Annotated in this window: 19 protein-coding genes; 9 read left to right on the top strand and 10 right to left on the bottom strand. The window is 72.5% G+C overall.

Going from position 1 to position 21547, the window contains the following annotated elements; genetic code table 11:
- The first annotated feature begins 19 nt into the window (after nt 1-19).
- Nucleotides 20-847, top strand: coding sequence for a MerR family transcriptional regulator (locus ACFYXM_RS15795; RefSeq protein WP_389289659.1), 828 nt, complete (start codon nt 20-22; stop codon nt 845-847).
- A 280-nt stretch (nt 848-1127) separates the two neighbouring features.
- Here the strand turns inward: ACFYXM_RS15795 and ACFYXM_RS15790 are convergent, their stop codons facing one another.
- On the bottom strand, nt 1128-2357 hold the full coding sequence (locus ACFYXM_RS15790) for an amidohydrolase family protein (protein WP_073785461.1): 1230 nt from the start codon (nt 2355-2357) through the stop codon (nt 1128-1130).
- Between the two features lie 263 nt (nt 2358-2620).
- Here ACFYXM_RS15790 and ACFYXM_RS15785 point away from each other — a divergent pair, with 263 nt between their 5' ends.
- Both ACFYXM_RS15785 and ACFYXM_RS15780 read left to right on the top strand, forming a co-directional pair.
- The gene (locus ACFYXM_RS15785) at nt 2621-5584 is read left to right on the top strand and encodes a BTAD domain-containing putative transcriptional regulator (RefSeq protein WP_389289657.1); all 2964 of its coding nucleotides are present in this window, start codon (nt 2621-2623) and stop codon (nt 5582-5584) included.
- 220 nt (nt 5585-5804) lie between these two features.
- A complete protein-coding gene (locus ACFYXM_RS15780; RefSeq protein WP_389289656.1) occupies nt 5805-6017 on the top strand; it encodes a hypothetical protein in 213 nt (70 codons plus the stop codon).
- Nucleotides 6018-6565: 548 nt separating this feature from the next.
- On the opposite strand, the gene ACFYXM_RS15775 is transcribed toward ACFYXM_RS15780, so the two are convergent.
- The 3 genes from ACFYXM_RS15775 to ACFYXM_RS15765 form a co-directional block, all read right to left on the bottom strand.
- A complete protein-coding gene (locus ACFYXM_RS15775) occupies nt 6566-6961 on the bottom strand; it encodes a hypothetical protein (protein WP_389289654.1) in 396 nt (131 codons plus the stop codon).
- Nucleotides 6961-7236 carry a hypothetical protein gene (locus ACFYXM_RS15770; protein ID WP_389289653.1) on the bottom strand — a complete coding sequence of 92 codons (276 nt, stop codon included), beginning with the start codon at nt 7234-7236 and terminating at the stop codon, nt 6961-6963. The genes ACFYXM_RS15775 and ACFYXM_RS15770 overlap by 1 nt, the downstream gene beginning before the upstream one ends.
- Before the next feature lie 95 nt (nt 7237-7331).
- Nucleotides 7332-8915 carry a FadD3 family acyl-CoA ligase gene (locus tag ACFYXM_RS15765; RefSeq protein ID WP_389289651.1) on the bottom strand — a complete coding sequence of 528 codons (1584 nt, stop codon included), beginning with the start codon at nt 8913-8915 and terminating at the stop codon, nt 7332-7334.
- Nucleotides 8916-9067: 152 nt separating this feature from the next.
- Between ACFYXM_RS15765 and ACFYXM_RS15760 the strand changes: the two genes are divergently transcribed.
- The 3 genes from ACFYXM_RS15760 (at nt 9068) to ACFYXM_RS15750 (ending at nt 11540) form a co-directional block, all read left to right on the top strand.
- A complete protein-coding gene (locus tag ACFYXM_RS15760) occupies nt 9068-10216 on the top strand; it encodes a lipid-transfer protein (RefSeq protein WP_389289649.1) in 1149 nt (382 codons plus the stop codon).
- 81 nt (nt 10217-10297) lie between these two features.
- On the top strand, nt 10298-10741 hold the full coding sequence (locus tag ACFYXM_RS15755; protein ID WP_389289647.1) for a Zn-ribbon domain-containing OB-fold protein: 444 nt from the start codon (nt 10298-10300) through the stop codon (nt 10739-10741).
- Nucleotides 10742-10754: 13 nt separating this feature from the next.
- Nucleotides 10755-11540 (top strand): enoyl-CoA hydratase/isomerase family protein, encoded by a 786-nt coding sequence (locus ACFYXM_RS15750; protein ID WP_389289645.1) that lies wholly within the window; start codon nt 10755-10757, stop codon nt 11538-11540.
- A 104-nt stretch (nt 11541-11644) separates the two neighbouring features.
- On the opposite strand, the gene ACFYXM_RS15745 is transcribed toward ACFYXM_RS15750, so the two are convergent.
- Nucleotides 11645-12187 (bottom strand): hypothetical protein, encoded by a 543-nt coding sequence (locus ACFYXM_RS15745; protein WP_389289644.1) that lies wholly within the window; start codon nt 12185-12187, stop codon nt 11645-11647.
- 315 nt (nt 12188-12502) lie between these two features.
- On the opposite strand from ACFYXM_RS15745, the gene ACFYXM_RS15740 reads away from it, so the two are divergent.
- A complete protein-coding gene (locus ACFYXM_RS15740; RefSeq protein ID WP_389289642.1) occupies nt 12503-13318 on the top strand; it encodes a hypothetical protein in 816 nt (271 codons plus the stop codon).
- A gap of 125 nt (nt 13319-13443) precedes the next feature.
- Here the strand turns inward: ACFYXM_RS15740 and ACFYXM_RS15735 are convergent, their stop codons facing one another.
- Together ACFYXM_RS15735 and ACFYXM_RS15730 are read right to left on the bottom strand one after the other, a co-directional pair.
- A complete protein-coding gene (locus tag ACFYXM_RS15735; RefSeq protein WP_389289807.1) occupies nt 13444-15900 on the bottom strand; it encodes a PQQ-binding-like beta-propeller repeat protein in 2457 nt (818 codons plus the stop codon).
- A 164-nt stretch (nt 15901-16064) separates the two neighbouring features.
- Nucleotides 16065-16958 carry a VOC family protein gene (locus ACFYXM_RS15730; RefSeq protein ID WP_389289641.1) on the bottom strand — a complete coding sequence of 298 codons (894 nt, stop codon included), beginning with the start codon at nt 16956-16958 and terminating at the stop codon, nt 16065-16067.
- Nucleotides 16959-17329: 371 nt separating this feature from the next.
- Between ACFYXM_RS15730 and ACFYXM_RS15725 the strand changes: the two genes are divergently transcribed.
- The gene (locus tag ACFYXM_RS15725) at nt 17330-17977 is read left to right on the top strand and encodes a TetR family transcriptional regulator (RefSeq protein WP_389289639.1); all 648 of its coding nucleotides are present in this window, start codon (nt 17330-17332) and stop codon (nt 17975-17977) included.
- A 202-nt stretch (nt 17978-18179) separates the two neighbouring features.
- On the opposite strand, the gene ACFYXM_RS15720 is transcribed toward ACFYXM_RS15725, so the two are convergent.
- The 3 genes from ACFYXM_RS15720 to ACFYXM_RS15710 form a co-directional block, all read right to left on the bottom strand.
- Nucleotides 18180-18695, bottom strand: coding sequence for a nitroreductase family deazaflavin-dependent oxidoreductase (locus ACFYXM_RS15720; protein WP_389289638.1), 516 nt, complete (start codon nt 18693-18695; stop codon nt 18180-18182).
- Nucleotides 18695-20026 carry an acyl-CoA dehydrogenase family protein gene (locus tag ACFYXM_RS15715; protein ID WP_389289637.1) on the bottom strand — a complete coding sequence of 444 codons (1332 nt, stop codon included), beginning with the start codon at nt 20024-20026 and terminating at the stop codon, nt 18695-18697. Before ACFYXM_RS15715 ends, ACFYXM_RS15720 begins: the two co-directional genes overlap by 1 nt.
- A gap of 126 nt (nt 20027-20152) precedes the next feature.
- Nucleotides 20153-20293 (bottom strand): hypothetical protein, encoded by a 141-nt coding sequence (locus ACFYXM_RS15710; RefSeq protein ID WP_389289636.1) that lies wholly within the window; start codon nt 20291-20293, stop codon nt 20153-20155.
- Between ACFYXM_RS15710 and ACFYXM_RS15705 the strand changes: the two genes are divergently transcribed.
- Entirely contained in the window at nt 20292-21461 is a 1170-nt protein-coding gene (locus ACFYXM_RS15705; RefSeq protein ID WP_389289634.1) for an acetyl-CoA acetyltransferase, read from the top strand. The two genes, ACFYXM_RS15710 and ACFYXM_RS15705, sit on opposite strands and share 2 nt — an antisense overlap.
- The last annotated feature ends 86 nt before the right edge of the window (nt 21462-21547 follow it).

The following is a 21547-nucleotide window of genomic DNA, read 5'->3' as shown; positions in this document are numbered from 1 at the left end:
CCCTGCACTGGGAGACATCATGTTCACCATCGGAGACTTCGCCAGGTACGGGCAGGTGTCGGCCCGGATGCTGCGCCACTACGACGCCATCGGGCTCCTGCGCCCCGACCGGACCGACCCCGCCACCGGGTACCGCTTCTACACCGCCGCCCAGCTCGCCCGTCTCAACCGCGTCATCGCCCTGAAGGATCTCGGCTTCACGCTCCAGCAGGTGCGCGCCGTCCTCGACGAGCGGGTGAGCACGGAGGAGCTGCGCGGAATGCTGCGACTGCGGCGGGCGGAACTGGAGGAAGCCATGGCGGCGACGGCGGCACGGCTGGCACGGGTCGAGGCGAGACTCCGGTCGATCGAGAGCGAGGGACGCATGTCCGTGGACGATGTGGTGGTACGGAAGGTGCCCGCGGTGCGGGTGGCCGAGTTGACCGGTGTCGCGGCGGGCTACGGGCCGGAGGACATCTCTCCGGTGATCGGGCCGCTGTACGACCGGCTCTTCCCGCTGCTGGCGGCGGCGGGCGTCAGCCCGAGCGGCCCCGGGATCGCGCACTACGAGGCCGCTCCGGACGGCGGCGGCGCGGTCGTCGTACACGCGGGGGTGGCGGTCTCCGCCCCGCCGGGGCCGATCGGCGACACCGGGATCACGGTGGTGGAGCTGCCCCCGGTCGAGGCGGCCACCGTGGTCCACCGCGGATCGATGGACGACGTGCTGTCCACGGCACAGACCCTGGCGCGCTGGATCGACGCCAACGGCTACCGGTCGGCGGGGTACGCCCGCGAGGTCAACCTGGAGTGCCCCGAGGACCGGGACGCGTGGGTGACCGAACTCCAGGAGCCGATCGCGAGGGCCTGACGCGCGGCGGGGCCCGGCCGTGCCGGTGGGCCCCAGGGCCTGGCGCACCGCGGGCCCGGCCTCGCGTCGGCCCGGTACGCCTCGGGGGCCGGGCCCGCTTCAGGTCCCGCGGCGGCGGGGCAGCGGGGCGGCGGAGGTGACGCCTCGCCGCCCCGACACCTCGTGTCCAGGGCGCCCGTATGCCGGACGCCCACGCTCCGGACGCCCGCGCTCCGGGTTGTCACGCCCTCTTCGCGCCTCGGCCGCCTCCTGTGCCCCTCCGGCGTTTCTCCTCGTACCGCTAACGCCCTCCCGGCCCGGCCCACAGCCCCTCGTCCGTCAGCCCCAGCAGCTCGATCGCGTTGCGGCGGACGATTCGTTCCACCACGTCGGCGGCCAGATGCCCCATCTGCGCCTCGCCGACCTCGCGGGACCTGGGCCAGGTGGAGTCGGAGTGCGGGTAGTCCGTCTCGTACAGCACGTTCCCGACGCCGATCGAGTCCAGGTTCCTGAGCCCGAAGGCGTCGTCGAAGAAGCAGCCATAAACGTGGTCCGCGAACAGCTCCGACGGCGGGCGGCGGACCTTGTCGGCGACGCCGCCCCAGGCCCGGTTCTCCTCCCAGACCACGTCGGCGCGTTCCAGGATGTACGGGATCCAGCCGATCTGCCCCTCCGCGTACATGATCCGGAGGTTGGGGAACCGCTCGAACTTGCCGCTCATCAGCCAGTCGACCATCGAGAAGCAACAGTTGGCGAAGGTGATGGTGGAACCGACGGCGGGCGGGGCGTCGGCCGAGGTGGACGGCATCCGCGAGGACGAGCCGATGTGCATCGCGATCACCGTCCCCGTCTCGTCACAGGCGCGCAGGAACGGGTCCCACTCATCCGTGTGAATGGACGGCAGCCCGAGATGCGGGGGTATCTCGGAGAACGCCACCGCGCGCACCCCGCGTGCCGCGTTGCGCCGGACCTCGTCCGCGGCCAGCTCCGCGTCCCAGAGCGGGATCAGCGTGAGCGGGACGAGCCGGCCGCGCGCCTCGGGCCCGCACCACTCCTCCACCATCCAGTCGTTGTACGCGCGCACGCCGAGCAGGCCCAGTTCCCGGTCCTTCGCTTCGGTGAAGGTCTGGCCGCAGAAGCGGGGAAATGTGGGGAAACAGAGGGCGGACTGGACGTGGTTGGCGTCCATGTCGGCGAGCCGGTCCGGCACCGAGAACGACCCCGGACGCATCTGCTCGTACGTGATGATCTCCAGCTTGATCTCGTCCCGGTCGTAGCCGACCGCGGTGTCCAGCCGGGTGAGCGGCCGGTGCAGGTCCTCGTACACCCACCAGTCGCCGATCGGGCCGTCGTCCCCCTCGGCACCCATCACAGGCGCGAACTTTCCACCCATGAAGGTCATTTCCTTGAGCGGCGCGCGGACGATCCTGGGAGCACGGTCGAGGTACTTGGACGGGAGCCGGTCCCGCCAGACATGAGGGGGCTCCACCGTGTGGTCGTCCACCGAGATGATCTTCGGGAAGGTCTCCATGCACACCACGGTAGCGTCGATCTGACGAACCGTCAGCTATCTCGACCGGTCCCCGTTCTGCGATCGTTGTCGAGGGCTTGTGCAGAGCGTCACCCACTGCTGACGTCCCCGCCCGTGACAAGGCAGACTGTTGAGCGCGATACCAGCGGTACGCGGCAATCCGGATGCGCCCCGGACCGGAACATGGGACGGCGGGCGGTCCGGGACGGCACACCGGCACGATCGGCAGGACCGGCAAGGCGAGCAAGGACAAGGAGGCGGCAATGGACCGTGACAACGGACCGCGAGCGCGGGTTCCGGAGCAACGCGCTCCGCGACAGCGGTCCGCCGCCGACGACGACGGCGGTCTGCGCTTCTCCGTCCTCGGTCCGGTACGGGCGTGGCGGGGCGGCGAGGCCCTGCCGTCCGGTTCCCCGCAGCAGCGCGCCCTGCTGACCGCCCTGCTGTTGCGGGCCGGCCGTACGGCCACCGCCGCCGAACTCATCGACGCCATCTGGGGCGAGGATCCGCCCTCGCAGGCGCTCGCCGCCGTACGCACGTACGCCTCCCGGCTCCGCAAGGTCCTCGACCAGCAGACGCTCGTCAGCGACGCCGGCGGATACGCAATCCGCACCACTCACGACGCCGTCGACCTGACCGTGGCTCAGGAACTGGCGGCCGGGGCGGAGAAGGCCCGCGCCGGCGGCGACCGTGCCCAGGCCCGTGACCTGCTCGACAAGGCGCTCGGCCTGTGGGACGGCGAGGCACTGGCCTCCGTGCCCGGCCCGTACGCCGAGAACCAGCGCACCCGCCTGGAGGAATGGCGGCTCCAGCTCACCGAGGCCCGGCTGGATCTGGACCTGGACCTCGGCTGCCACGCGGAGGCGGTCTCCGAACTGACCGCGCTCACGGCCGCGCACCCGCTGCGCGAGCGGCTGCGCGAACTCCTCATGGTCGCCCTGTACCGCAGCGGCCGTCAGGCGGAGGCGCTCGCGGTGTACGCGGACACCCGCCGGCTGCTCGCCGACGAACTGGGCGTCGACCCGCGCCCCGAACTCTCCCAGCTCCAGCAGCGCATCCTGCAGGCCGACGAGGAACTGGCCCGCCCGGCCGACGAACCGGTCCCGGCCCCCGTGCCGGTGCGCCCGGCCCAGCTCCCGGCCACTGTCCCGGACTTCACCGGCCGCGCCTCCTTCGTCCGCGAACTGGGCGAGCGGCTGGCGACCGCCGAGGGCTCGGTCATGGCCGTCTCCGCGCTGGCCGGCATCGGCGGCGTCGGCAAGACGACCCTCGCCGTACACGTCGCCCACCAGGCACGCCAGCACTTCCCGGACGGCCAGCTGTACGTGGACCTCCAGGGCGCGGGCGCCCGCGCCGCCGAACCGGAGACGGTCCTCGGCGTGTTCCTGCGCGCCCTGGGCACGGCGGACTCGGCCATCCCCGACTCGCTGGACGAACGCGCCGCGCTCTACCGCTCCACGCTCGACGGCCGCCGCATCCTGGTCCTCCTCGACAACGCCCACGACGCCGCCCAGGTGCGCCCACTCCTCCCCGGCACCGCGGGCTGCGCGGCACTGGTCACCAGCCGCGTCCGACTGGTCGACCTGGCCGGCGCCCACCTGGTCGACCTGGACGTGATGTCCCCGGAGGAGGCGCTCCAGCTCTTTACCCGCATCGTCGGCGAGGAGCGCATCAACTCCGAACGCGAGGCCGCCCTCGACGTGGTCGCCGCCTGCGGCTTCCTCCCGCTGGCCATCCGCATCGCCGCCTCCCGCCTCGCCGCCCGCCGCACCTGGACGGTCTCCGCCCTCGCCGCCCGGCTCGCCGACGAACGCCGCCGCCTGGACGAACTCCAGGCCGGGGACCTCGCGGTGAAGGCCACCTTCGAACTCGGCTACGGGCAGCTGGAGCCCGCCCAGGCCCGGGCGTTCCGCCTGCTGGGACTGGCCGACGGCCCGGACATCTCTCTGGCCGCGGCGGCAGCGCTGCTGAACCTGGAGGCCCACGCGGTGGAGGACCTCCTGGAGGCCCTGGTCGACACCAGCCTCCTGGAGTCGGCCGCCCCCGGCCGCTACCGCTACCACGACCTCGTGCGCCTCTACGCGCGTTCGTGCGCCGAACGCGACGAGGAGCCCCCGGAGGAGCGGGAGGCGGCGCTGTCGCGGCTGCTGGACTTCTACCTGGCGACGGCGGCGGGGGTGTACGCGCTGGAGCGGCCGGGGGATCGCGCCGTCGCCCACCTGGTGGCCACCGAGCACCCCGGAATCGAATTCACCGACGGGCACGAGGCGGTGGACTGGCTGTACAGCGAGGCCGATTCGCTGCTCGCCTGCGCCCATCAGAGCGCGTCGAGCGGAATGCTGCAGCGCGCCGTGGACCTGCTCTGCGCGGCAAAGGACCTTGCAGAGTCGGGCGCGAACTCCCGCCAGTACGAGACCACCGGCGTAGCCCTCCGCGACGCGGCGATGGCCGCCGCCGACCCCCGCTCCGAGGCACGGGCCCGCGCCTCGCTGTCCACTGTCTATCTCGTCTCCGGCCGTTTCACGCTGGCCGACGAGGAAGCCCGGCACGCCATGGATCTGGCCAAGAGCACCAAGGACCCGATCCCCGCATGCTGGGCGCCCAACGACCGAGGCATCATCGCGTTCTACCAGGAGCGGCACGAGGAGGGCGAGAAGTTCCTGCAGGAGGCGATAGACAACTACCGCGCGGACGGGAATCTGGTCGGCGAGGCATCCGCGTTGTGCAATCTCTCACGCATCCACGTGAACATGAACCGCACGGCCAGCGCGGTCGAGCTCGCCCAGCAGGGCACAGCCATCTTCGACGGAATGGGACTCAGCCTCCGCACGGCCAACGGCCGGTTCGCGCTGGGCATCGCGCTCACCCAGGCCGGAAGGTCGGCGGAGGCCCTGGAGGAACTCGACGAGGCACTGCGCGTGTTCCAGGGCAACCGTCAACGGCTCTGGGAGGGTTCGACCCATTTCCGGATGGCGGAGGCGCACCTGGCCGACAAGCGCCCCGCGCGGGCGGCTCAGCACGCGGAGCAGGCACTGGCTCTCCGTGTCATCGGAGGCGAATGGATGCGGGGCAATGTTCTGATCACCCTGGGACACGCCCTCGAACGTCTCGGCCAGATCGACCGGGCGCATGCATGCTGGACCGAAGCGCTCGCCATTCACGAACAGTTCGGGGCTGCGGAAGCCGACAAGGTCCGGGCCCTGCTCACCCCGGTCAACGCCGCCTGAGGCACCGGAACCGGCAGAGAACCGGCGGCGTTCATCGAACGTTTATCGCCACTCGTCAGTCTTAACTCCATCGATCCGTCGCGTCGGGGGGCAGGCGGATCGTACGGGGGACCACACCGCTAGGGTGAACGGCCCTGACATGCCCGTCCGGCAGCCCACGGGGGAGCAGCCGGACGGGCATCGCCGACCACACAAGCAAAATCTCTGGGAGTTGACAGGCATGAGCGACGCACTGAAGCCGAAGACCGGTGCCGCGACCACGCAGGAGAACCACGCCGGCAGCCCGGGCAACGGCAGCGGCTCCGTCAAGCCGCTGGAGAACCATGCCGGCAGCGTGAGCGAAGACATCACGACTCTGGAAAACCACGCCGGCAGCACGCCGAAGGACCTCCTCAAGACGCAGGAGAACCACGCGGGTTCCGAGAAAGCCTGAACCTCATTCGACGGGGCCGCGGCGGCACGGAGGGGGAGCCGTCGCGGCTGTGGCACGTCCCCGGAACGAAGCCGAAAGAGGGGCACGAACCGATGGTTCGTGCCCCTCTCCGCGTTCCGCGCGGCCCCGGCGTGCGCGAGGCCGCCGAGGACGGTTCTTCGGTGCATATCGTCGTCGTCTCTCGCATGCTCCTGGGGGAGGCCGCTGGAGAGACCGACGAGTGACGGCGGGATCTCCAGGTGTGCAGCCGCCGCAGCCAGGGCGCTCGTGCTGTAGGTACCCGTACCGCGCTTCTCCAGGCGGGACACGGCCGACTGCGACATGCCCAGCGCTTCATAGCCGCGCGGTCCTGGTCCTGTTCGCGCTCGGGGTGACAGGGCCCGTGGCGATCCTGGGGCCCCGAACGACCGCTGATCGGGCCCCTTCGGCGGCCGGCTGACAGGGACATGGATCCGGGCAGGCCCGCCCGGATTGGGCAACAGCAGACAGGCGAGACAGGCCCAGGAAGTGCCGGACGCCCCGGCCAGACGGGACTTTCGACACAAGCCCTACAGCCCCCGGACCAGTACGTCCGCCGCGCACAGCTTGCCCATGTCGTCCTCGTCCGAGGTGAAGACCACAACCCGGCCCGCCTGACGCCCCGCGATCACCGCGAGCGCCGCGTCGACGGCGTACTTGTGGCCGTGCAGCCCCGTGGCGCGCAGCAGCCTGATCGCTTCGTCGGCGACGTCCTTCGTGACGGGCTCGACGACGATGCCGGACATCGCCCAGTCCCAGACGGGCTTCCGGATCTTGCCGTGATACGCCTCGATCAGCGTCATCGAGCTGGTCACCACGCGGATGCCGGTACGGTGCGCGTCCTTGAGGCGGGCCCGCATCTCCGCGTTTCCGAGCGCCGTCCGGGAGAACGCCTCGCAGTCCAGCACATAAGAGGTCTCGGACATCAGGCCGCACGCCGGCGGGGCTCCGTGTCGGCGTCGCGCTCGTCGAACCACTGCTCGATCTCGTGCCGCTCGGCCTCGGCCGCGGCGAGATCGGCGTCCGTCACCGGTCCGTACTCGCCCTCCAGCCGCCCCACCAGCTCCCCCAGCCGGTCGCGCTCGCGCTGCCGCTCCATGGCATGCGTGACGTACGCGCTGAACGCGCCGGGGCCGACCTCGCGGCGGATCTCCTCCGCCAGCTCCTCCGGCAGGGTGACCGTGTACTTCTTGGTAGCCATACCAGGCACCATACTCTCGCTCCGGGCGACGCGACCGCCCCTTTCACCTGGACGAACGATCTCCATGCCCCCGTGTTGACGCATGCGGCGGGCGGTCAGGCGCCCGTCGGGCTCCCCGGCTCGTCCGCCCGCCCCCGCAGCTCCCCCTTCAGGACCTTGCCGCTCGCGTTGCGCGGCAGGGCGGGGACGAACTCCACCGACCTGGGGACCTTGTAGTTCGCCATCTCGCGGCGCGACCAGGCGATCAGGTCGTCGGCCGTGGCGGTGGCCCCCGGCCTGCGGACCACGTATGCCCGCCCGACCTCGCCCAGTCGGGGGTCCGGGACGCCGATGACGGCCACGTCGGCGACGTCCGGGTGCAGGCCGAGGATCTGCTCTATCTCGGCGGGGTACGCGTTGAAGCCGCCGACGATGAACATGTCCTTGATCCGGTCGGTGATCCGGAGGTTGCCGTGCTCGTCGAGGACGCCCACGTCGCCGGTGTGCAGCCAGCCGTCCGGGGTGATCGTCGCCGCGGTGGTCTCCGGGTCCTCGAAGTAGCCCGCCATCACGTTGAAGCCGCGCACCAGGACCTCGCCGGGGGCGCCCGGCTCGGCCAGGACACGGATCTCCGTGCCCGGGATCGCCCGGCCCGACGTCGAGGCGATCGTCTCCGGCGGGTCGCCCCGGCGGCACATCGTGACGATGCCGCTCGCCTCGGAGAGGCCGTACGCCGTGAGGACCGTCGCCACACCCAGCCCGGTGCGCAGGCGCTCCACCAGCCGCAGCGGCACCACCGCCGCGCCCGTCACCACCAGGCGCAGCGCGGAGAGGTCGTGGGTGCCCCGGGCCGGATGGTCGAGCAGGGACTGGTGCAGGGTGGGCGGACCGGGCAGCACCGAGATGCGTTCGGCGGCCACGTTGGCCAGGACCGTGTCCACGTTGAACACCGGCTGCGGCACCATCGTCGCCCCGCGCATCAGGCAGGCGAGCACCCCCGCCTTGTATCCGAAGGTGTGGAAGAAGGGGTTCACGATCAGATAGCGGTCGCCCTCGCGCAGGCCCGCCAGCTCGCTCCAGATCGCGTAGCAGCGCAGGGTCTGGGCGTGGGTGATGACGGCGCCCTTGGGCCGGCCGGTGGTACCCGAGGTGTAGATGATGTCGGAGGGGTCGGTGGGGGCGATCGCGTCGGCGCGGGCCCGGACCGCCGCGGATCCGACCCCCTCCCCCGCCGCCAGGAAGTCCTTCCAGGCGAGGTAGTCGTCGGGGGCGCTGTCCGCCAGCACCACCACCCGCTCCAGGTGCGGGAGCGGTACGTCGGCCCGGCGCAGCGACGCCACGTACGAGGTGCCGAGGAAGGTGCCGGTGACGAAGAGGATTCTCGCCCGGCTGCGACGCAGGACGTACGCCGCCTCCGTGCCCTTGAAGCGCGTGTTGAGGGGGACGAGGACCGCTCCGGCGGTGACGGCGCCGAGCGCGGAGACGATCCAGTCCAGGGTGTTCGGGGCCCACACCGCGACCCGGTCCCCCGGCTCGACGCCCGCGGCCATGCACGCGGCGGCGGCCCGCTCGACGCGTTCGCCGAGTTCGGCGTACGAGATCCGGGTCCGGCCCTCGACGACCGCCTCCCGGCCCCCGTACCGCCGCGCCGCCGCGCGCACCAGTCCCGGGACGCTGCCCCACTCCTCGTCGCCGCGCATCGCTCGCCCTCCTGACGCAGTGGCCGATCGACGCGGTGGCCGATCGACGTGGTGGCCGATCGCAGCGCAGTCGGCCACGAGTAGCTGACTATCCGTCAGATTAGCTGTAGCCTCTGCCGCTGTCAGCGGTCAGGACGGTCTCGGAGGTGGCGGTGACGGCACTCAAGGACAGGACGGCGATAGCCGGCATAGGTCAGACGCGGTTCGCGAGACAACTGCCGGAGTCCGAGAAGACGTTGGCCTGCCGGGCCATCGTCGCGGCGCTCGACGACGCCGGGATCGACGCCTCGGAGGTGGACGCCTTCGCCTCGTACACGATGGAGGAGACCGACGAGGTCGAAATCGCCAAGGCGATCGGCGCGGGCGACGTGACCTTCTTCAGCAAGGTGGGCTACGGGGGCGGGGGTTCGTGCGCCACGGTCGCGCATCTGGCCGCCGCGGTGGCGACCGGGCAGGCGAGCGTCGGGGTGGCCTGGCGGTCGCGGAAGCGGGGCTCGGGCCCCCGCCCGTGGAAGAACACCACCGCGCAACTGCCCACGCCCGCCCAATGGACCCGGCCGTACGGACTGTTGCGACCGGCCGACGAGATCGGGATGCTGGCCCGGCGCTACATGCACGAGTACGGGGCGACCCGCGACCACCTCTTCAACGTGGCCCTCGCCTGCCGCAACCGCGCCAACCAGAACCCGGACGCGATGATGTACGAGCGCCCGCTGACCCGCGAGATGTATATGACCTCGCGCTGGATCAGTGAACCGCTCTGCCTCTTCGACAACTGCCTGGAGACGGACGGGGCACTGGCCTGCGTCATCGTCTCCGCGGAGCGGGCCAGGGACTGCCGGCGCCGGCCCGTCTACATCCACTCCGTCGCGCAGGGCCTGCCCGCGCAGCACCACGGGATGGTCAACTACTGGAACGACGACCCGCTCTCGGGCCCCGCGTGGACGGCCGCCCGACAGCTGTGGAAACAGGCCGACCTCGGCCCGCAGGACGTGGACGTCGCGCAGATCTACGACGCCTTCACCCCGCTCATCCCCTTGTCGCTGGAGGGCTACGGCTTCTGCGGGCGCGGCGAGGGCGCCGCGTTCACCGAGGGCGGGGCGCTGGAGAGCGGCGGGCGGCTGCCCCTCAACACCGGGGGCGGCGGGCTCAGCGAGGCGTACGTGCACGGCTTCAACCTGATCAACGAGGGCGTGAAGCAGCTGCGCGGCACCTCCACGGCCCAGGTCCCGGACGCCGGGACGTGCCTGGTCACCGCCGGCGAGGGCGTGCCCACGTCCGCCGTACTGCTGAGGAACTGAAGAACCGAGGGACTGCGGGACTGCGGGACTGCGGGACTGAGAAATCGGGGAACCGGGGAATCGAAGAATTGGAGAGCCGACATGGATGACGCGCTGCTGACGCCCGTCGTGGACGACGACGGCGCCCCCTTCTGGGAGTACGCGGCCCGCGGTGAACTCCGGGTCCAGGCGTGTGCCGCCCCGGAGTGCGGGAAGCTCCGTTTCCCGCCCCGGCCGTGCTGCCCGCACTGCCGGTCCTTCGAGAGCGAGTGGCGGGCGATGAGCGGGCGCGGCCGGATCTGGTCGTACGTGCTGCCGCACCCGCCGCTGCTGCCCGCGTACGCCGCGCAGGCGCCGTACAACGCCGTCGTGGTCGAACTGGCCGACGCGCCCGGGATCCGGCTGGTCGGGAATGTGGTGAGCGGTCCCGACGCCCCGCTGGACTCGGTCGATCCGGGGCGGCTGCGGATCGGGGCGCCGGTGCGGGCGGTGTTCTGTCCGGATGCCTCCGGAACCGCCCTGGTGCGCTGGCTGCTGGAGCGGTGAGGGGACGGCGGCGATGACCCTGCGCACGGAGAAGGACGAGGAGACCGGCGTCGCGCTCGTCACCCTGGACCGGCCGGAGAAACTGAACGCGATCGACCTGGCGACGGCCGCCGAACTGGCCTCCGTCTGGCGGGCGTTCCGGTACGACGACGGGGTGCGGGCGGTCGTCCTCACCGGCGCGGGCGACCGGGCGTTCTGCACGGGAATCGACCGGTCGGCACACGTCCCGCAGCCCTCGTCCCCGTACACCATCGACGATCCGCTGCTCACGATCGGGCCGAAGGCGAACGACCTGTGGAAGCCGGTGATCGCGGCCGTGGAGGGAATGGCCTGCGGCGGGGCGTTCTATCTGCTGGGCGAGGCGGAGTTCGTCGTGGCGTCGCAGGAGGCGACGTTCTTCGACCCGCACACCACGTACGGCATGGTCAGCGCGTACGAGGCGATCGCCATGGCGCAGCGGATGCCGTTCGGGGAGGTGGCCCGGATGTCCCTGATGGGGACGGCGGAACGGGTCACGGCCCGGCGGGCGTACGAGACCGGGCTGGTCAGCGAGGTGACGGCACCGGGCGACGCGGTGGCGGCGGCGCTGAGCGCCGCGGGGGTCATCGCCTCGTACCCGACGGAGGCGGTGCAGGGGACGGTACGGGCGGTGTGGTCCGCGAAGGAGGCGGCCAGGACGCAGGCCATGGCCCACGCCCCGCACCTGATCGCGCTCGGGAACCTGCCGCCGGAGCGGCAGTCCGAGCTCTTCCGGGGGCGGGGCGTGGGCGGGAAGAACGGCGGCTTCCGGCCGCGGTGAGGGCGGCGGCCCGGTGGCTCCGTGGTCCGGGACCCCGGTGGCACGGTGGCCGGACGGTCCGGTGGCCTGTGGGCGAGTGCCGGACGGCCCGGTGGCCGGACGGCTCAGTAGGTCAGTTCCGCCTCGACACGGCACTTCTTCACCCTGGAGACCTTGCGCGGGTTGTCCATGCGCACGGACACGGTCCTGGCGTCCCCGCCCTCGGCCTTCACCCGCGCCTCACCGGTGTCGACGGTGTTGCCCATCGCGTCGAGGAAGGTCACGTCGACCTCGTAGGTGTGCGGACCGGCGGCGTTCGCCGTGAGCCTGACGGTGGCGGTGGTGACGGCCTTGCGCTTGCCCTTGCGGGGCTGGGCACACCGGAACACGTACGCGTCGGCCGCGTCCGAGGCGGACGGCGACGGGGCCGTGCCGCCGGAGGAACTGCTCGACGACCCGTAGTCGTAGTCGTCGTTGTCGCCGCTGCTGTCGTAGTCGCTGTGGCGGTAGTCGTCGTTGCTCTTCTCGGAGCTGGAGCAGCCGCCACCGCTGCTGCTCGATCCGCCGCTCCTGCTCTTGCCGGAGTGGCCCCGGCCGGTGGTGAAGCCGGTGAGTGCGAGCACCACCACGAGTAGTGCCGCCGAGAGTCTGATGTGCCGCCGCATCATCGATGCAGCCCCCCTTGATCGTCGTCCTGTGTCGTCGTCCGTTGCGTCCCGGATGGCGCCATCCACATCCCGGACGGCCCATGGCGTCCCGGACGGCCCCCGTGCGGTTGCCCGCTCCGAGTTGTTGTGCATCGAACAATCGCGTCACGTTAGCGCACGGTGGCGAGGCCCGTGGGGCGGGCGTAGCGTCGAGGCCGGGAGTGGTGCCGATCCGTGACACGGACCTGTGACGCCGGCACGCGACACCGGTTCGCAGGGCCGGGCCCGTACCGGCCCGCGGCACCGGTCCGTGCGTGCGCAGGCAGGAGGCCGACGATGATCCGCGACGTCCCCGGTTCGGTTCTCGCCCTGGCCGGTGCGGCCGTCACCGTGCTGAGCCCCTACCGTCATTGGTACGACGGACGCCTCGGGCGTCAGTACCGAATCCTGGATCCGTTCACCGGGATCACCTCCGCCCGACCGGGCCTGCTGAGCTCGATCTTTCTGTTCTTCCTCTTCACGGCCCTGCTGACGGTGATCGGCGTGGTGCTGCGTTCGCGGTCGCTGGTGGCGGTGGCGGGTGCGCTGGTGCTCGGGTTCACCGTGCTGTGGATGGTGCGCCAGGGGCAGGTGCTGGGCAGTCTGGGGATCGCGAGCAACGGTTCCGGGCTGCGGTGGGGCGTGGCCGGCGCGGCGGCGGGCGGGGTGCTGACCCTGCTGGGCGCGGCCCTGATGCCGGGGCGGCGGCGCGGTGGTGAACGGCGCGAGGGCGGGTGGCAGCCCGGTCGGCGGCACCCCGTGCACGAGGGGTACGCCCAGCCGTACGCGGCGCCCGGTTCGGAGCACCCGGACACCTGGCCGCCGACGCAGGAGCCGGGGCCGTCCGTGCAGACGAGCACGCTCCCGGAGCCCGAGCCGCACCCGTACACCGGGCCGAACCCGTACGAGCGGCCGGGAACGGGGCCGAAGCCGGGACCGGGGCCGAAGCCGGGAACGGGGCCGTACGAGCGGCCGGGGCCGGAGCCGGGACCGGGGCCACGTCCCGGGCCGGACGAAGGGCCCGGGCACACCGGGCCGGACGAGGGCCCGGGGCACGGGGGCCGGCCGGACGACGGTCCCGGGCGCCCCGGGGCGGGATCCTGGGAGCCGTGACCGCGTGGCGTCCTGACGCCCTGATCCCATGACGCCGTAACCCCATGCGCGCTGGCCGACAACGCGGCGAGTGAGCGTGTCGTGCGACGCCCGGCAGGCGGCGGGCGGCAGTTCGAGGACAGGGCCTACGTGCGGGCGCGGCTGCCCGTGCCCGTTCCCTTCAGCGCGTCCAGCGCGTACACGCAGCGGTCCTTGCTGCACGCGTACACGACACCGCCCCGCGCCACCGGGGAACCGGTGATCTCGCCTCCCGTCGCCAGCTTCCAGCGGAGCTGTCCGCCCGCCGCGTCCAGGGTGTAGAGGACGTGGTCGGCGGAGCCGAAGTGCACCCGGCCGTCGGCGACCACGGGCGCGCCCACCACCTCTCCGCCCGCCGCGAACCGCCACTTCGGGGTGCCGGTGACCGCGTCGAGCGTGTACAGCGCGCTGCCACTGCCGACATGGACGTTCCCCGCCGTCACCAGGACCGGCTCGGCCGACTGCCGGGACTCCGTGGCGATCCGCCAGCGGTCCTTGCCGGTGGAGGCGTCGAGCGCGTACACCGTGCCGAGGTAGTCCGCGAGGTACACGCCGCCTCCGGTGACTGCGGGGCCGGGCGCGAACGCGGGCGGGGAGAGGAACACCGCGGGCGACTCGAAGTGCCAGCGGACGTGGCCGGACACGAGGTCTACGGCCAGCACCCGGGCACCGGCGCTGATGTACACGAAACCGTCCGACGCCGGGGTCACCCGGACCGGCACACCGCCGCAGGAGGCCGCGTCGCCGATGGGGTACGCCCAGCGCTCGATGCCGGTGCGCGCGTCGACGGCGCGCAGCCGGGCGTCCTGCCAGAGGAAGACCGTGCCGTCGTGGAGCGCGGGCCCCGCGTCCTGCGACTCGAAGTCGGTCTGTACGCCCACGGCCTCCCACAGCTTCTCGCCCGTGGACGCCTCCCACGCCTGGACGCCGCCGCCCCGGGTGCCGGTGACGACGGTGCCGCGCTCGGCCTTCAGGGAGTACACCCAGGCGTCGGTCTGCAGCCGCCACTGCTCGGCGCCGGTCGTGGCGTCCAGGGCGTACAGCGACGGCCCGTCGGAGGCGTGGATCCTGCCGCCCTCGACGGCCATCGCCCAAGCCACGTCCCGGGTCTTGAACTGGCGCCGCCCGTTGCCGATGTCCAGGGCGTGCACCTCGAACGAGGTGACGTAGAGGAGGTCCCCGACGACGACGGGGGTGCCCCAGACGTCGTTCGACATCCGGAAGCGCCAGGGCCGCCAGCGTTCGGGGCCCGGGGGCGGCGCGTCGGGGGCGTGCGTCGGCGCGGGCAGCGGGGCGGGCGGGGCGCCTCCGTTCACCCCGGCGGCGCCGGTGGCGGCCGCACCGTTCACCCCCGCGGGCGGGCGCACCCAGCCGGTCGCGGGACCGGCGTCCGTGGCGGCCGTGGCGGCGGCCCGCACGCCCTGGGCACGCGGACCGGGGCCGATCGGCACCTGGGTGCCGGGCAGCCGGACCGGACCGCCGCCGTCGGGCAGCTGGGCCGGGGCGGCCGGACGCGGATCCGCGTCGCCGCCGTGCCACGCGGGGGGCGGACCGGCGGCCGGCGGCTGCTGGGGCGGCGGAGGCACCGGGGCCGGAGCGGGCGCGGGCCCGGGAGCAGGTGCCGGTGGCGCGGTGCCGGGCCCGGGGGCGGGCACGTGGGAAGCGGGCTTGCGACCGCCCCGGCGTTGCTCGATCATCGCGGTGGCGGCGGACGGCAGCCAGGCCGAGGCCGTACCGCTGTCGTCACCGCCGGAGGCGAAGAGGTGCGGAGCGAGCTGGGCCTGGAGATCGGCGGGGCTGGGGCGCAGGGCGGAGTCCATCTGCATGCAGGACTCGATCAGCGGACGCAGCTCCTCCGGCAGCCCCTCCAGATCAGGGCCCTCGCGCAGCAGCATGAAGACCGTCTCCACGGGGTTGCCCCCGTGAAACGGCGCGTGGCCGGTGGCGGCGAAGACCAGGGTCGAGCCGAGCGAGAAGATGTCGCTGGCGCCGGTGACGCTGCGCGAGTCCCTGGCCTGCTCGGGCGACATGTACGCGGGGGTGCCGACGGCGACGTTCGTCATGGTCAGCCGGGTGTTGGAGACGCCCGACGCGATCCCGAAGTCGATCACCCGGGGGCCGTCCTCGACGACGAGCACGTTCGACGGCTTCATGTCGCGGTGGACGAGCCCGGCGCCGTGGATCGACTGGAGCGCCTCGGCGATCCCGGCGGCCAGCCAGCGCACCGCCTGCACCGGCATGGGACCGCACTCGTTCACGATCTCTTCGAGCGAGGGAGCGGGCACATAGGCGGTGGCGAGCCACGGCACGGCGGCCCGCGGGTCGGCGTCCACGACCGCGGCCGTGTAGAAGCCGCTGACGGCCCGGGCGGCCTCCACCTCACGCGTGAAGCGGACCCGGAACAGCTGGTCCTCGGCGAGCTCCGTACGCACCGTCTTGATCGCCACCCGCCGGCCCGAAGCCGAGCGTGCGAGATAGACCAGCCCCATGCCGCCGGCCCCGAGCCGTCCCAGCACCTCGAACGGGCCGATCCGCCTCGGGTCGTGCTGCGTCAGCTGCTCCACCACTTGCCCTGCCACCTCCCCGTACGGACCTCCAGAAACGGAAGCCCGCGAAAACCCGCCTTGTGCGGCGTCTCACCACTGGGCACCACCCGGCGGTGCGCACCCCGATTGTTCCTGGCTGAGCCCCCGGTTGCGAACCCGGGGGCGGACCGGGGTGTCACAGGTCACTCCGCCCGCTTCCCGGACACAACGGGCTGAAGCACGGCGAACACGGCGCCCTGATCGTCCTGGAGCACCGCCATCCGTCCGTACGGGATGTCGAAGGGCGGCGCGGTGATGCGACCGCCGAGGCGTACGGCGTGACCTGCGGTGGAGTTGCAGTCCTCGACGGCGAAGCAGACGAGGAAGTAACTGGGCAGTTCGGCGGGGAAGGCGTCGGTGATGACGCTGCGGCCGCCGATCGCGGTGTCGGGCCCCGGTTCGGTGCCCGCCGGGGACCACATACGGAAGTCGGGGCCGAAGGCGGCGGATCCCCGCTCGGTCGCATCGGGTTCGGCGGATCCGCTTCCGGTCGCTCCGGGCTCGGCGGATCCGGAGCCGCCCGCACCGGGGGCGCCGGAGGCATCGGAGGTGCCGAGATCGATGCCCTGGAAGCCGAAGACCTCCTCGTAGAAGGCGTCGACGCGGTCCCGCTGCCGGGTGTGGACCTCGGTCCAGCAGAACGAGACGGGTTCGTTCCGCTTCTCGAAGCCCTCGCGCTCACCGGCCTGCCACAGCCCGAACACCGCCCCACCGGGGTCGGCCGCCTGGGCGACCACCCCCGCACGGCCGGCCCATACGGGATCGGTGATCACCGTGCCGCCCGCCTCCCTGATCCGGGCGACGGACGCGGCGGCGTCCTCGGTCGCGAAATAGATCCCCCAGGCGGTGGGCATGCGGCCGTCCTGCTTGGCGACGAGCGCGGCGACCAGCCTGCCGCCGCTGAACGCGTCCGCGTACGGGCCCTCGCCGGACCGGAAGGTCCAGCCGAACAGCTCGCCGTAGAAGCGCTTGCCCGCTTCGAGGTCGGGAAGCTGCACATCCACCCAGCACGGCGCGGATCGCGCGAATGCGGCCATGGCCCGGTCCTTCCGTGTTCACACCGTTGCCCCCGACCGCTCTCGACCACCCCGGCCGTTCGCGGTCGCGTTCGGCCTGTCCGCGATGGCTCACGGTTCACATCGGTGACGCTCGTCACAGGAAACGTAACCGCGAGTGGCGCGCGCCGCGCCCCGGGTGACCACACCGAGCTCACCCTTCGAAGGAAAGTTCGATATCCGCGGCGTCACAGAAAGTTATCCACCGAAGTTATCCACAGGCTGTTGATAGGACTTGTCTACCTGCGGGGCCCATGCGTCACTTTTCGGCCACACCCCCCGGCGCACCTGCGGGGCTCCCCATTTGCAGTCGGCCGAATCGCGCTCGGATCACCCCTCGGTAAGCTGACGGCATGACAGGACAAGTACGCACCGTCGACGGCCGCGTGGCCGGTCGACGCGGACAGGCGACGCGGCAGAAGCTGCTCGACTGCCTCAGCGAGATGCTCAGTTCCTCGCCGTACCGGGACGTCAAGGTCATCGACGTGGCCCGTAGGGCGGGGACTTCACCCGCGACCTTCTACCAGTACTTCCCCGATGTCGAGGGCGCCGTCCTCGAAATCGCCGAGGAAATGGCCAAAGAGGGCGCCGGATTGACCGAATTGGTCGCCGGTCGCTCCTGGGTCGGCAAGGCCGGCTGGCAGACCGCCGAAGAGCTCGTCGATGGGTTCCTCGACTTCTGGCGACATCATGACGCGATCCTGCGCGTGGTCGACCTCGGGGCGGCCGAGGGCGACAAACGCTTCTACAAGATCCGCATGAAGATCCTCAATTCGGTGACCAACTCCCTCACGGAGGCGGTGAAGGACCTCCAGGCCCGTGGCAAGGTCGACAAGGACGTCAGCGCCGCCGCGATGGCCGGCTCGATCGTCGCGATGCTGGCCGCGGTCGCCTCTCACCAGAAGGGCTTCACGACCTGGGGCGTGAAGCAGGCCGAACTCAAGCCGAACCTGGCACTGTTGGTGCATCTGGGCATCACCGGCAAGAAACCGACGAGGTAGTCCCGCGCCGGGTCCCCCTCACTTCCCCCACTGGGCACCGTCCGGCCGGTCCGGGCGCCCCAGGTCCTGTCTCGCCGACGGCGGACCACATCGTGGTCCGCCGTCGGCGCATCCGGGGCTTCCCAGGTACCCCGGCACGCATCACCGGCTCGTCGCACGCCCCACGGCCCCGCCGGACGGCCGGCCCCGCCGGTTCGCTCCGTCAGCCCGTCGCGTCACCCGACTGTTCCAGCCTGAAGAGCCGGATCTCCCGCTCGATCCGCGCCTGGTAGGACGCGTACGGAGGCCAGAACCTCAGCGCCGCCCGCCACGCCGTCTCCCGCTCCGCACCCTTCAGCAGCCTGGCGCGTACGGGGATGTCGCGCCCGTTCCAGTTGATGACGGCCTTGTCGGGACCGGCCAGCAGGTTCGCGGTCCAGGCCGGATGCCCCGGGCGGCCGAAGTTGCTGCCGACCAGGATCCAGCTCCGGGGTGTCCCGTCCCCGGGCACGGCCGCCCCGCCCTCCGGCATGCAGGCCAGCGGAGTGGTCCTGGGCAGCCCGCTCCTCGCGCCCGGCACCGTGAGCACCAGCCCCGGCAGCATCCGGGCACTGAGCAGCACCTTGCCGCGCGTGAGCCGGTGCACCGCCCGGTCCATGGCCGGGATGACGTGCGGGGCGATCCTCGCGAAGGCGCGGGTGGCGGAGACCTTCTGGATCAGCCGGAAACCGGACGCCATCAGACGGCCACCCGCCCGGCCGCCCGTGCACTGTCGGGATGTTCGCCGCCATGGCAGACGCCGCCCGGACGTAAGGCGCCGGGGCGCGCGCTGTCGGAATGGACTTCGTCGGGGCGTGCGCCGCCCGGACGCATGCCGCCGGGACGTGCGCCGCCAGGAGGCGCGAACAGTCCGGCCAGCTCCGCCGCATGGGCGCGAAGCCCGTGGACGGGCCCGAAGAGCAGTTCGTCCGCGGCGGCCCGCTTGAAGTACAGGTGGGCGTCGTGTTCCCAGGTGAACCCGATCCCGCCGTGCAGTTGCACGGTCTCGGCCGCGGTGGTCCGCAGGGCCTCCAGCGCCTGGGCGAGGGCGAGGCCCCCTGCGGCGGCCGGGTCCCAGGCCGCGTAGTACGCCGCGGAACGGGCGGCCCGTACCCGTACGTACAGGTCCGCGAGACGGTGCTTCACGGCCTGGAAGGAGCCGATCGCCCGGCCGAACTGTTCGCGCGTCCCGACGTACTCGACGGTCCGCTCCAGTGCGCTCGTCGCCGCCCCCACCGCCTCCGCCGCGAGCAGGGCGGCGAGCGGGGGGCCGGCCGAGGCGAGTGCGTCGGTCACGTCCGCGGTGTGGTCCGCGCCCAGGAGCTCGGCACCGGCGTCCCGCAGTTCGACGCGGGCCAGCGGGCGGGTCTCGTCCAGGGTGGTGCGACGGACCCGGACGACACCGGCCGCCCCGTCCGGGTGGACCAGGAAGAGGAGCGTACGGCTGCGCGGGAAGCCTCCGGCGTGGGCGGCGACCACGAGGAGTCCCGCGCTGTGCCCGTCGAGGACCCGCGTGGCCTCCCCGTACAGCCGCCAGCCCGCCCCGTCGGCGTCCGGTACGGCCTGGATGCCGCCCGCCCGGCCGCCGCCCGCCCAGGCGCCACCGGTCGGGTCGCCGGTGAGGCCGAGCGCGGCGGGGAGCGAGTCGCCGGGGACGGCGAGGGCCGCGGTCAGCCCGCCCGCGGCGAGGCTCGGCAGCAGGGCGGCGCGCTGGGCCTCGGTGCCGAGTGCGGCGATCAGGGGCGCGGCCAGGGCGGCGGTGGCGATCAGCGGCGACGGCAGCAGGACCCGCCCGGTCTCCTCACAGGCGACGGCGAGTTCGACGAGGCCGCAGCCGACGCCCCCGTACTCCTGCGGGAGGGCGAGTCCGGGCAGCCCGAGGTCCCGGGCGAGGCGGCGCCACAGGGCCGTGTCGTATCCGTCGGCGGTGCGTACGGCGCTCCGGATTCCGTCCGATCCGGCGTGCTCGGCAAGCAGTTCCCGCAGGGTGCGGCGGATCGCGTCCTGCTCCGCGGTGAAGGCGGCGTCCATCGTCGGGCTCCTTCCCCTCGGCGGCCCCGGCCGCCGATCTGACGGCCCGTCATATTAGAGGCGCTCCGCCGAGATGCCCAGAGCCGCGCAACCGGGGCGGTCACGCGACCGGCGGGGCCGCCCGCATCACCGACGGGGCGACCCGGGCGACCGGCCCGCACGGCGGCACACCCGGTCGGCCGCGGGGCGCCCCAGCCGGCCGGCCCGGGCGACGACGACGTACGCGGCGGTCCGCCCGAAGCAGATCTGATGTACCGTCAGATTCATGCCTGCTTCCCACCGCAAGGTCGCCGTCGTCGGCATATCGCTCGCGGACTGCGGACGCGTCGACGACGCCACGCCGTACGCCCTGCACGCCCAGGCCGCACGTCGGGCACTGGCCGATTCGGGCCTGGACCGGTCCGTGGTCGACGGTTTCGCCTCCGCCGGGCTCGGCGCGCTCGCCCCGGTCGAAGTCGCCGAGTATCTGGGGCTGAAGCCCAGATGGGTGGATTCCACCGCGGTGGGCGGCTCGACCTGGGAGGTGATGGCGGCCCACGCGGCGGACGCCGTCGCCGCGGGTCACGCCGATGCCGTACTGCTGGTCTACGGGTCGACGGCCCGGGCGGACATCAAGGCGGGGCGCCGGACCTCCAACCTCTCCTTCGGGGCGCGCGGTCCGCTCCAGTTCGAGGTGCCGTACGGGCACTCGCTGATCGCGAAGTACGCGATGGCCGCCCGCCGCCACATGCACGAGTACGGGACGACCCTGGAACAGCTCGCCGAGGTGGCGGTCCAGGCCCGGGCGAACGCCGCGGCCAACCCGGACGCGATGTTCCGTGACCCGATCACCGTGGACGACGTGCTGTCGGGGCCGGTGATCGCGGACCCGTTCACCAAGCTGCACTGCTGCATCCGCAGCGACGGCGGCTGCGCGGTGCTGCTGGCAGCCGAGGACCACGTACCGGACACGGCGAAGGACCCCGTATGGGTCCTCGGCACGGGCGAGCACATCTCGCACTCCGCCATGTCCGAGTGGGACGACTTCACGGTCTCCCCGGCGGCGGTCTCGGGCCGGCTGGCGTTCGAGCGGGCCGGGGTGCGGCCGTCGGACATCGATCTCGCGGAGATCTACGACGCGTTCACCTACATGACGCTGGTGACGCTGGAGGACCTGGGGTTCTGCGCGAAGGGCGAGGGCGGCGCGTTCGTGGAGAAGGGCCGGACCGGCCTGACCGGCGAGCTGCCGGTCAACACGGACGGTGGCGGGCTGTCCGCCTGCCACCCCGGGATGCGCGGGCTGTTCCTGCTGGTGGAGGCGGTACGGCAGCTGCGCGGGGAGGCGGGCGCGCGCCAGGTGCGCAGGAGGGGCGGCGGACTGCCGGAACTGGCGGTGGCGTCGGGGACGGGCGGCTGGTTCTGTTCGTCGGGGACGGTGGTGCTGGGGCGGGGCTGAGGCGGCCGGCGCACGAGGCCCGGGGCGAAGACACGGACGGGGCCGGGCCGGAGGCACGGATGGAGGGACGTAGAGACGCACGGGAA

Source organism: Streptomyces sp. NPDC002476, assembly GCF_042889785.1.
In the GTDB taxonomy this organism is placed as follows: Bacteria; Actinomycetota; Actinomycetes; order Streptomycetales; family Streptomycetaceae; genus Streptomyces.
This window is presented reverse-complemented; position numbering and strand designations above follow the sequence as displayed.

Bases quoted from the DNA above. Each gene is read 5' to 3' on its own strand.
- ACFYXM_RS15795 (WP_389289659.1), top strand. From the start codon at position 20: ATGTTCACCATCGGAGACTTCGCCAGGTACGGGCAGGTGTCGGCCCGG.
- ACFYXM_RS15790 (WP_073785461.1), bottom strand. From the start codon at position 2,357: ATGGAGACCTTCCCGAAGATCATCTCGGTGGACGACCACACGGTGGAG.
- ACFYXM_RS15785 (WP_389289657.1), top strand. From the start codon at position 2,621: ATGGACCGTGACAACGGACCGCGAGCGCGGGTTCCGGAGCAACGCGCT.
- ACFYXM_RS15780 (WP_389289656.1), top strand. From the start codon at position 5,805: ATGAGCGACGCACTGAAGCCGAAGACCGGTGCCGCGACCACGCAGGAG.
- ACFYXM_RS15775 (WP_389289654.1), bottom strand. From the start codon at position 6,961: ATGTCCGAGACCTCTTATGTGCTGGACTGCGAGGCGTTCTCCCGGACG.
- ACFYXM_RS15770 (WP_389289653.1), bottom strand. From the start codon at position 7,236: ATGGCTACCAAGAAGTACACGGTCACCCTGCCGGAGGAGCTGGCGGAG.
- ACFYXM_RS15765 (WP_389289651.1), bottom strand. From the start codon at position 8,915: ATGCGCGGCGACGAGGAGTGGGGCAGCGTCCCGGGACTGGTGCGCGCG.
- ACFYXM_RS15755 (WP_389289647.1), top strand. From the start codon at position 10,298: ATGGATGACGCGCTGCTGACGCCCGTCGTGGACGACGACGGCGCCCCC.
- ACFYXM_RS15750 (WP_389289645.1), top strand. From the start codon at position 10,755: ATGACCCTGCGCACGGAGAAGGACGAGGAGACCGGCGTCGCGCTCGTC.
- ACFYXM_RS15745 (WP_389289644.1), bottom strand. From the start codon at position 12,187: ATGATGCGGCGGCACATCAGACTCTCGGCGGCACTACTCGTGGTGGTG.
- ACFYXM_RS15740 (WP_389289642.1), top strand. From the start codon at position 12,503: ATGATCCGCGACGTCCCCGGTTCGGTTCTCGCCCTGGCCGGTGCGGCC.
- ACFYXM_RS15730 (WP_389289641.1), bottom strand. From the start codon at position 16,958: ATGGCCGCATTCGCGCGATCCGCGCCGTGCTGGGTGGATGTGCAGCTT.
- ACFYXM_RS15725 (WP_389289639.1), top strand. From the start codon at position 17,330: ATGACAGGACAAGTACGCACCGTCGACGGCCGCGTGGCCGGTCGACGC.
- ACFYXM_RS15720 (WP_389289638.1), bottom strand. From the start codon at position 18,695: ATGGCGTCCGGTTTCCGGCTGATCCAGAAGGTCTCCGCCACCCGCGCC.
- ACFYXM_RS15715 (WP_389289637.1), bottom strand. From the start codon at position 20,026: ATGGACGCCGCCTTCACCGCGGAGCAGGACGCGATCCGCCGCACCCTG.
- ACFYXM_RS15705 (WP_389289634.1), top strand. From the start codon at position 20,292: ATGCCTGCTTCCCACCGCAAGGTCGCCGTCGTCGGCATATCGCTCGCG.
- ACFYXM_RS15710 (WP_389289636.1), bottom strand. From the start codon at position 20,293: ATGAATCTGACGGTACATCAGATCTGCTTCGGGCGGACCGCCGCGTAC.